Below are 1556 nucleotides of genomic sequence, written 5' to 3'. Positions count from 1 at the left end.
GCGCCGTCCTCGTCGAGCGGGAGCGACTCGCCGCCGAGGGAGTCGACCAGCCGCGCCCCGGCGGGGGTGTCGGGAAGCGTCAGGTGCGCCGTGCGCGGGTTCGACGCCAGGTTGTGCACCGCGACGGTCGTGCCGGTCGACGCGGACATCCGGTGCGCGAGCACGCTCGGCTCGTCGCAGGGGAGGTGCGTGTACTCGCCCCACCCGATCTCCGGCGACCGCCGGTACAGCCAGGCGAGGCCCTTCACGTGGGCCAGGATCGAGTCCGGATCCTGGAGCTGCGCGGCCGCGTTCACGTGCTCGGGTCCGAAGCCGCCGCCGGGAGGGGCGGCGATCAGGTCGGAGGCGTCGGCGCGCGAGAACCCGCCGTTGGCAGCGCTGCTCCACTGCATCGGGGTCCGCACGGCGCTGCGGCCCGGGATGTCGGCGTTCTCGCCCATCCCGATCTCCTCGCCGTAGTACAGCACCGGGGTCCCGGGCAGCGAGAAGACCAGGCTGTGGACCAGGCGGACGCGGCGCGGGTCGCCGTCGACCATCGGCGGGAGGCGGCGGACGATGCCGCGCCCGTGGATCCGCTGCGACTGCTCCGGAGCGAACGCCGCGAAGACCTCGTCGCGCTCGTCGTCGCTCAGCTGGTCGAGGGTGAGCTCGTCGTGGTTGCGCGCGAAGTTCGCCCACTGACTGCCGACGGAGATCTCGGGGCGGCTCGCGAGCGCCTCGACGAGCGGCGCCGCCTCCTCGCGGGCCAGCGCGAGGTAGAGGCGCTGGTTGCCGATGAAGTCGAACTGCATCGACAGCTCGTCCGCGTCCTCGCCGCCGAAGAAGCCGAGCTGCTCCTCGCGGGTCACGTTGACCTCGCCCAGCAGCATCGCCTCGCCGGAGCGCCGCGAGACGAAGCGGCGCAGCAGGCGCAGCCACTCGTGCTCGTCGCGTTCGCCGGGCTCGATCAGGTAGGGCACCGCGTCGACCCGGAAGCCGTCGACGCCCAGCTGCAGCCAGAACCCGATGAGCTTCGCGATCTCGTCGCGCACGGCCGGGTTCTCGGTGTTGAGGTCGGGCTGGTGCCGGTAGAAGTGGTGCAGGTAGTACTGGCCCGCCTCCTCGTCGCGGAACCAGACGCCGTCCTCCGCGTCCGGGAACACGTTCGCGGGCTGATCGGCGGGCGGCTCGTCGCGCCGGACGTAGTAGTCGCGGTACGGGCTGTCGGGGGAGGAGCGGGCGGCCTGGAACCAGGGGTGCTGGTCCGAGGTGTGGTTGACGACGAGGTCGACGATCACGCGCATCCCGCGGTCGTGGGCGGTCCGGATCACCTCGACGACGTCGCCGTGGTGCCCGAAGCGCTCGTCCGCTCCGTAGAAGTCGCTGATGTCGTAGCCGTTGTCGCGGCCGGGGGACCGGTAGAACGGCGCGAGCCAGAGGCAGCTGACGCCGAGCTCGGCCAGGTAGTCGATCCGGTGGACGAGGCCCTCGAGGTCGCCGACGCCGTCGTCGTCCCAGTCCATGAACGTCTTCACGTCGAGGTTGTAGAAGACGGCGGTGCGCCACCACAGGTCGCT

General features: G+C 71.7%; 1 protein-coding gene. It reads right to left on the bottom strand.

The features are described 5' to 3' along the window. Positions 1-1556 (bottom strand): alpha-amylase family protein (locus C5C54_RS17475; protein ID WP_104288909.1); only part of this gene is annotated, 1556 nt, incomplete at both ends.

Origin of the sequence: Rathayibacter sp. AY1F2 (assembly GCF_002930885.1) — a bacterium.
GTDB lineage: Bacteria > Actinomycetota > Actinomycetes > Actinomycetales > Microbacteriaceae > Rathayibacter.
This window is presented reverse-complemented; position numbering and strand designations above follow the sequence as displayed.